Below are 5,838 nucleotides of genomic sequence, written 5' to 3'. Positions count from 1 at the left end.
AAATGTGTGTGGTGCGGGCCCAACCCCGCCCGGGGTTTCGGCTCACACCACACACAAACACCACATATTCTATTGTTCCAACGTTACGGTTGGCGGCGACCTACTCTCCCACACCCTCCCAGGTGCAGTACCATCGGCGCAGGCAGGCTTAGCTTCCGGGTTCGGAAAGGGACCGGGCGTGACCCCACCGCACTAACCACCAACACACACAAAAGGACAACACACACCCAACCCACGGGGGTGTGCTGCACAAGACACCAAACAGCAGACGCAAGCAACCAACAATTCTTTTTCACAACGATTCAGTCATGATTTGTTGTTGTTTTAGTTCGGTCAATTAGTACCGGTCACCTCAACACCTCACAATGCTTACAGATCCGGCCTATCAACCCCATCATCTCTGGGGAACCTCAAAAGAAACCTCATCATGAAACAGGCTTCCCGCTTAGATGCTTTCAGCGGTTATCCCTCCCGTACGTAGCCAACCAGCCCTGCCCCAGGCAGAACAACTGGCACACCAGAGGTACGTCCGTCCCGGTCCTCTCGTACTAGGGACAGCCTTTCTCAAGTTTCCACGCGCGCGGCGGATAGAGACCGAACTGTCTCACGACGTTCTAAACCCAGCTCGCGTGCCGCTTTAATGGGCGAACAGCCCAACCCTTGGGACCTACTCCAGCCCCAGGATGCGACGAGCCGACATCGAGGTGCCAAACCATCCCGTCGATATGGACTCTTGGGGAAGATCAGCCTGTTATCCCCGGGGTACCTTTTATCCGTTGAGCGACACCGCATCCACAAGCCAGTGCCGGATCACTAGTCCCAACTTTCGTTCCTGCTCGACCCGTCAGTCTCACAGTCAAGCTCCCTTATGCACTTACACTCACCACCTGATTGCCAACCAGGCTGAGGGAACCTTTGGGCGCCTCCGTTACCATTTAGGAGGCAACCGCCCCAGTTAAACTACCCACCAGGCACTGTCCCTAACCCAGATCATGGGCCGAGGTTGAGATGCTCAATACGATCAGAGTGGTATTTCACCAACGACTCCACCACCACTAGCGTGGCCGCTTCACAGTCTCCCACCTATCCTACACAAACCGAACCAAACACCAATACCAAGCTATAGTGAAGGTCCCGGGGTCTTTTCGTCCTGCCGCGCGTAACGAGCATCTTTACTCGTACTGCAATTTCGCCGGGCCTGTGGTTGAGACAGCAGAGAAGTCGTTACGCCATTCGTGCAGGTCGGAACTTACCCGACAAGGAATTTCGCTACCTTAGGATGGTTATAGTTACCACCGCCGTTTACTGGGGCTTAAATTCTCCGCTTCGACCACCAAAAGCGGCCTAACAGGTCCTCTTAACCTTCCAGCACCGGGCAGGCGTCAGTCCGTATACCTCGACTTCACGTCTTCGCACGGACCTGTGTTTTTAGTAAACAGTCGCTTCCCTCTACTCTCTGCGACCACCACCAGCTCAACCAGTCTGTCACCAGCAGTGGTCCCCCTTCTCCCGAAGTTACGGGGGCATTTTGCCGAATTCCTTAACCACAGTTCACCCGTCGCCTTAGTATTCTCTACCTGACCACCTGTGTCGGTTTCGGGTACGGGCCGCACACACACATCGCTAGAGGCTTTTCTCGACAGCAATGGATCACCAACATCCCCACAACGGGTACGCATCACGCCTCACCCTCAATAGCATCCGGATTTACCTAAATGCCGGGCTACACGCTTACACCACAATCCACTCAGTGGCTCGGCTACCACACTGCGTCACCCCATCACTTGACTACTACCAGATCAGGCCCCACGCATCCACACACACCACAATCCAAAGACCGCAATGCGTGCTTCAGGGCGGTTAGTATCACTGATTCACCATGGGCGCGCATGCACGGGTACGGGAATATCAACCCGTTATCCATCGACTACGCCTGACGGCCTCGCCTTAGGCCCCGACTCACCCTGGGAAGAAAAGCTTAACCCAGGAACCCTTAGTCATCCGGCGGACAAGATTCTCACTTGTCATTCGCTACTCATGCCTGCATTCTCACTCGCATACCCTCCACCACCAGTCACCTGGCAGCTTCCACGAGCACACGACGCTCCCCTACCAAACCACAAACGTGGTTTCCGCGGCTTCGGCGGTGCACTTCAGCCCCACTACATTGTCGGCGCACAACCACTCGACCAGTGAGCTATTACGCACTCTTTCAAGGATGGCTGCTTCTAAGCCAACCTCCTGGTTGTCTTCGCGATCCCACATCCTTTTCCACTTAGTACACACTTAGGGGCCTTAGCCGGCGATCTGGGCTGTTTCCCTCTCGACCCACGGAGCTTATCCCCCGCAGTCTCACTGCCACGCTCTCACCTTGCTGGCATTCGGAGTTTGGCTGATGTCGCTAAGATGATAGTCCCGCTAAACCATCCAGTCGCTCTACCTCCAACAAGAAACACGCAACGCTGCACCTAAATGCATTTCGGGGAGAACCAGCTATCACGGAGTTTGATTGGCCTTTCACCCCTACCCACAACTCATCCCCGCAGTTTTCAACCTACGTGGGTTCGCGCCTCCACAACGTCTTACCGATGCTTCACACTGGCCATGGGTAGATCACCCCGCTTCGGGTCCAGGACACGCCACTAACAACCGCCCTCAATTAGGACTCGGTTTCCCTACGACTACCCCACACGGGTTAACCTCGCGACGCGCCGCTGACTCGCAGGCTCATTCTTCAAAAGGCACGCCATCACCCCACCAATGAGGCTCTGACGGCTTGTAGGCACACGGTTTCAAGAACTCTTTCACTCCCCTCCCGGGGTACTTTTCACCATTCCCTCACGGTACTATCCACTATCGGTCACATCACGTATTCAGGCTTACCGGGTGGTCCCGGCAGATTCACAGCAGATTCCACGAGCCCACTGCTACTCGGGCACCACAGCACCCCACGCACACTGTGTTTTCACGTACCGGACTCTCACCGTCTACGGCAGGCCATTCCAAACCACTTCCGCTAACACACCACACGCAGGAGGGCGTCACTAGCCACCCAACACCACGGCCCCACAACACCACACACGCAACCCCTAGCAAGTCTCACACGCATATGGTTTAGCCATCATCCACTTTCGCTCGCCACTACTCGCAGAATCATTATTATTTTCTCTTCCTACAGGTACTAAGATGTTTCACTTCCCCGCGTCACCCCCACACCGGCTATACATTCACCAGCAGGTCACCGCACACAACTACGGCAAGGTTACCCCATTCGGACACCCTCGGATCAACGCTTGATTGACAACTCCCCGAGGACTATCGCGGCCTTCCACGTCCTTCATCGGCGTAATGTGCCCAGGCATCCACCGTGCGCCCCTACAACAAACAACAACAAAAAGGCAACACAACCCCACCACACACAACAGTGCGTGACGGAGTATGAATAAACCAGACAAAATACAAAAAGAAAAGATTACTCGCGTCCACTATCCAGTTCTCACACAACACACCCACACCACACGCAACCACCACACACCGTGACAATCACCTGCAGCCGGGCCAGGAACAACAACCATGTGCCATCCCAGACACCCAACAATGCACCAACGCACCCCAAAAACCATTTGTGTCAGCCACACACCACCCACCACCAGATACCAATACCCGATGATTATGATGCCGCACACGAACAACCGCGTGCCCCAGCAAGCCATCCACCCACAAAACACAACATTGACACCAGCCGGCCACCGGCCAAGCAAGCGCCAACACAAAAAATGAAAGCTCCTTAGAAAGGAGGTGATCCAGCCGCACCTTCCGGTACGGCTACCTTGTTACGACTTCGTCCCAATCGCCAATCCCACCTTCGACGGCTCCCTAACGAGTTTAGGCCACCGGCTTCGGGTGTTACCAACTTTCATGACGTGACGGGCGGTGTGTACAAGGCCCGGGAACGTATTCACCGCAGCATTGCTGATCTGCGATTACTAGCGACTCCGACTTCATGGAGTCGAGTTGCAGACTCCAATCCGAACTGAGACTGGCTTTACGAGATTAGCCCCACCTCACGGTATCGCAACTCTCTGTACCAGCCATTGTAGCATGTGTGAAGCCCTGGACATAAGGGGCATGATGATTTGACGTCATCCCCACCTTCCTCCGAGTTAACCCCGGCAGTCTCCCGCGAGTCCCCAACCAAATGCTGGCAACACGAGACAAGGGTTGCGCTCGTTGCGGGACTTAACCCAACATCTCACGACACGAGCTGACGACAACCATGCACCACCTGCACACCAGCCACAAAGGGAACAACCATCTCTGGCCGCATCCAGTGCATGTCAAGCCCAGGTAAGGTTCTTCGCGTTGCATCGAATTAATCCACATGCTCCGCCGCTTGTGCGGGCCCCCGTCAATTCCTTTGAGTTTTAGCCTTGCGGCCGTACTCCCCAGGCGGGGCGCTTAATGCGTTAGCTACGGCACGGATCCCGTGGAAGGAAACCCACACCTAGCGCCCACCGTTTACGGCATGGACTACCAGGGTATCTAATCCTGTTCGCTACCCATGCTTTCGCTCCTCAGCGTCAGTTACTGCCCAGAGACCCGCCTTCGCCACCGGTGTTCCTCCTGATATCTGCGCATTTCACCGCTACACCAGGAATTCCAGTCTCCCCTACAGTACTCCAGTCATGCCCGTATCACCTGCCAACCCGGAGTTAAGCCCCGGGCTTTCACAAATGACGCGACAGACCACCTACGAGCTCTTTACGCCCAGTAATTCCGGACAACGCTCGCACCCTACGTATTACCGCGGCTGCTGGCACGTAGTTAGCCGGTGCTTCTTCTACCACTACCGTCACCCGAAGGCTTCGTCATGGCTGAAAGGAGTTTACAACCCGAAGGCCGTCATCCCCCACGCGGCGTCGCTGCATCAGGCTTGCGCCCATTGTGCAATATTCCCCACTGCTGCCTCCCGTAGGAGTCTGGGCCGTATCTCAGTCCCAATGTGGCCGTCCACCCTCTCAGGCCGGCTACCCGTCGACGCCTTGGTAGGCCATTACCCCACCAACAAGCTGATAGGCCGCGAGCTCATCCCTTACCGAAACTAATCTTTCCACCACACCACCTACAGCATGGTCCTATCCAGTATTAGACCCAGTTTCCCAGGCTTATCCCAAAGTAAGGGGCAGATCACCCACGTGTTACTCACCCGTTCGCCACTCGAGCACCCTGCAAGCAGGGCCTTTCCGTTCGACTTGCATGTGTTAAGCACGCCGCCAGCGTTCGTCCTGAGCCAGGATCAAACTCTCCATACAAACAAAGCACAAAAAGCCTGAAAACCAAGCAAAAAACAAACCCCGACACAAAAACAAAATCCTGCATCAGAATCCATAAAAAACAAATGTTGCAGCCCACCAACGGGGCAGGCAGACCACAACCACACCACAAAAAACTTAGGTGATAAAAAATCTTGTCATGATGATCAAAGCAACCACCACAACACTGTGGCACCTGCTGCGACCAACACAAAAGTACATTGGCACACTATCGAGTTCTCACACAACACACGCACACACACCACCAAGCACACCACAACCGGCGCACCAGCACGTGCAGCAAGCAGAAACCCTAACACCACAACCAGCCAGACGCAAACACGCCCCAAAACCGGCAAACAAAAACAGTGAAAGAATCTCCACCCCAACCACCAACACAACCCACAACCAGATCACTGCCTTCCCAGTAACCGGGCGGGCTGCCTCGGCGACGACAAAGAACACTACACACCCCACCCACACACCACAAACCCCCAGCACACAACCACAAAACACCCACAACAAA

At 55.0% G+C, this 5,838-nt stretch carries 3 rRNA genes; all 3 read right to left on the bottom strand.

The features are described 5' to 3' along the window. Positions 1 to 87: 87 nt before the first annotated feature. The 3 genes from rrf to KCQ76_RS10675 all read right to left on the bottom strand — a co-directional run bounded on the left by rrf (position 88) and on the right by KCQ76_RS10675 (position 5,312). Positions 88 to 204: ribosomal RNA gene (gene rrf, locus KCQ76_RS10685) — 5S ribosomal RNA — on the bottom strand. Positions 205 to 316: 112 nt separating this feature from the next. Then, a 23S ribosomal RNA gene (locus tag KCQ76_RS10680) occupies positions 317 to 3,389 on the bottom strand. A 402-nt stretch (positions 3,390 to 3,791) separates the two neighbouring features. Further along, positions 3,792 to 5,312 (bottom strand): 16S ribosomal RNA (locus KCQ76_RS10675). Together the 16S, 23S and 5S rRNA genes form the textbook arrangement of a ribosomal RNA operon. Positions 5,313 to 5,838 lie beyond the last annotated feature (526 nt).

The organism is Corynebacterium parakroppenstedtii (assembly GCF_019754935.1).
Taxonomy (GTDB): Bacteria; Actinomycetota; Actinomycetes; order Mycobacteriales; family Mycobacteriaceae; genus Corynebacterium; species Corynebacterium parakroppenstedtii.
The sequence above is the reverse complement of the archived record's forward strand: the minus strand, read 5'-3'. Positions and strand labels throughout refer to the sequence as shown.